This is a genomic window from Streptomyces sp. NPDC059853 (assembly GCF_042731495.1).
In the GTDB taxonomy this organism is placed as follows: domain Bacteria; phylum Actinomycetota; class Actinomycetes; order Streptomycetales; family Streptomycetaceae; genus Streptomyces.
Window position 1 is genome coordinate 1 of the sequence record NZ_JBHWJL010000469.1, and the last position, 2,620, is coordinate 2,620.

Here is a 2,620-nt window from a genome sequence, read left to right on the forward strand (position 1 = left end):
GTGGGGGAGGACCCGGCGGGCGTTGGCGGCGCTGAACCGGCCGTGGAAGTCGAGGGCGAAGTCGCGCCCGGGGCCCAGCGCCTCGCGGGCGGCGGTGGCCCGCTCGACGACGGCGGCGACGTCCGCGGCGGTGGCGATCCGGTTCATCCGTCCGCAGGCGTTCATCTTGACGGCGGTGAAGCCCGCTTCGACCTGCGCCGTGACGGCGTCGGCGATGTCGGCGGGCTCGTCACCGCCGACCCAGCTGTAGGCGCGGACGCGTTCCCGTACCGGGCCGCCGAGCAGCACGTGGACCGGCGCCCCCAGCACCTTGCCCGCGATGTCCCACAGCGCCTGGTCGAGGCCGGCGACGGCGCTGGAGAGCACCGGCCCGCCCCGGTAGAAGGAGCCCTTCGTCATCACCTGCCAGTGGTCCTCTATCCGCAGGGGGTCCCGGCCGATCAGGTGCTCGGCGAGTTCGTGGACGGCCGTGCGCACCGTGGCGGCCCGGCCCTCCACCACGGGTTCGCCCCAGCCCACCACGCCCTCGTCGGTCTCCACGCGGCAGAACAGCCAGCGGGGCGGTACGGCGAAGGTCTCGACGCGAGTGATCTTCAAGGTGACTCCAGGGCAGGTGGGGAGGGATCGGGCCGGCTGCGCTCGGCCGTGGTTCACGCGGAGTTCTTCAGCACGCTCCAGCCGCCGTCCACCACGAGCGAGGCGCCGGTGACGAAGGAGGCGTCGTCACTGAGCAGGAAGGCGATGGCCGCGGCGACCTCCTCGGGCGCGCCGAGCCGCCCGGCGGCTGTCTCCCGGGCCGCCGCCCGCCGGTCGTCCTCGGGGATGCCGTCCCAGGCCCGGGTGAGGACCGGGCCCGGCAACACGCTGTTCACCCGGACCCGGCCGCCGTACTCGACCGCCAGCTGCCGCGTCAGTCCGGTGAGTCCGGCCTTGGCCGCCGCGTAGGCGGGTCGTCCCGGCAGGCCCACCAGGGCGTGCACGGAGGAGACCAGGACCATGCTGCCGTTCGTCGCGACGAGGTCGTCGAGGCAGGCGCGGGCGCCGAGGAACGATCCGGTGAGGCTCACGGCGAGCTGCCGGTTCCATTCCTCGGCGCTGGTCCGGTGGGCCGGGGCGACGCGGACGGTGTAGGCGTTGCTCACCAGGGCGTGCACCGGCCCGAAGGCCGATGCGGCGGCGCGCACCGCCGCGGCCCAGGAAGCCTCGTCGGAGACGTCGCAGTGCTGGAACCGCGCGCGGCCGCCGGCTTCCCGGATGGCGGTGACGACGTCGGCACCCGACTCCTCGTCGATGTCGGCGACGAGGACGCCGGCTCCCTCGGCGGCGAGCCGGCGGGCGGTGGCGGCGCCGATGCCGGAGGCGGCGCCGGTGACGAGCGCGCAGCGGCCCGCCAGACGGGGGGTGGGGGGTGGTGATGCGGGCTGCACGGGCGGACTCCTGGGGCCGGCGGCGACGACGCAACAGATTAAATATTAATTAACCAGTGATGCCAAGGGGCGCCACTGATCCACGCTCGCCCCGCACTCGTGTCGCGCCTCCGGCGGCGGGTGCTGTGCCGGCCCGGCCGCATGGCTCACGGGGCAGGGGTGGCGAGTGCGCACGACACGCCGGAAGGAGGCAACGGCCTTCACCGGTGCCGCTCGTTCCGCAGGCGGTCCAGGATGTCGTCCGGGGCGCGCGGTTCCTCTGTGGTCACGCCGGAGAATGCCGCACGCAGCTCCCCGGAGGCCGCGACGGTGGCGTGCCCGATCGTGTCCCGTCCTGCCGGGGTGAGCGTGATGGAGGAGACGCGCCGGTCCGTCGGGCACGGCTGTCGCTCGACCAGTCCCGCCTCGATCACGCGGTCGGCCAGCCGGGTGACTCCGCCGCTGTGCCGCTACGATAAGACTGGTCAACTGCCGGGTCTCCCGCACATCGCGCGGGGAAGCCGGCCGGGCGGGGTGCGTGTGGCCGGGACGCCGCCCCGGGAGTGGAGCCCCTGTGAGCGACAAGAGTGTGCCCGCTGACCCCTTTGTGGAGTTCTGGAGCGAGCGCCGCCTGTGCATGCTGGCCTCGCCGCATCCGGACGGCAGCATCCACCAGGTTCCGGTGGGGGTGACCTACGACCCGGAGCAGCGGGTGGCCCGGGTGATCTCCTCCGGTTCCAGCTACAAGGCCCGCAACCTCGCGGCGCGTCCGGGCGCGCGGGTGTCCGTGTGCCAGGTGGAGGGACGCCGGTGGTCGACCCTGGAGGGTACCGCCACGGTCAGTACCGATCCGGAGAGGATCGCCGACGCCGAGCGCCGGTACGCGCTGCGCTACCGGCAGCCACGACCGAACCCGGAGCGGGTGGTGATCGAGATCGCGGTCACCCGGGTGCTGGGCACCGTGCGCCCCGGGAACGAGGGGTGACCCCGAGGCGCGGGAACATCGCCGGCCGGGTGCGGGCAAGCCCTCTGCCGTACGGCTGCCGACGGGGCCACGAGGCCGCGCCGCCGGTCAGGGCGTACGGTCCGCCCTGACCCGGCGGACCAGGTCGCGGGCCGCCGCCGGCCAGTGCGGGTGGCGGAAGCGGAAGCCGGCGTCCAGCCGCCAGGCTGGGGGAGCGACGCGGGCCGGGCGGGGTGTGTCAGACAGGACC

Annotated in this window: 4 protein-coding genes; 1 reads left to right on the forward strand and 3 read right to left on the reverse strand. The window is 74.4% G+C overall.

The genetic code is table 11. From position 1 onward, the window contains the following. The 3 genes from dgoD to ACFV5N_RS26840 form a co-directional block, all read right to left on the reverse strand. The coding region (gene dgoD, locus ACFV5N_RS26830) for a galactonate dehydratase (protein WP_385604833.1) at window positions 1-597 on the reverse strand (597 nt) is incomplete at its 3' end. Window positions 598-650: 53 nt separating this feature from the next. After that, window positions 651-1,427, reverse strand: coding sequence for an SDR family NAD(P)-dependent oxidoreductase (locus ACFV5N_RS26835; protein ID WP_385604835.1), 777 nt, complete (start codon window positions 1,425-1,427; stop codon window positions 651-653). Between the two features lie 200 nt (window positions 1,428-1,627). Next, on the reverse strand, window positions 1,628-1,840 hold the full coding sequence (locus ACFV5N_RS26840) for a MarR family winged helix-turn-helix transcriptional regulator (RefSeq protein ID WP_385604838.1): 213 nt from the start codon (window positions 1,838-1,840) through the stop codon (window positions 1,628-1,630). Between the two features lie 140 nt (window positions 1,841-1,980). On the opposite strand from ACFV5N_RS26840, the gene ACFV5N_RS26845 reads away from it, so the two are divergent. Continuing rightward, window positions 1,981-2,391 (forward strand): pyridoxamine 5'-phosphate oxidase family protein, encoded by a 411-nt coding sequence (locus tag ACFV5N_RS26845; RefSeq protein WP_385604841.1) that lies wholly within the window; start codon window positions 1,981-1,983, stop codon window positions 2,389-2,391. Window positions 2,392-2,620 lie beyond the last annotated feature (229 nt).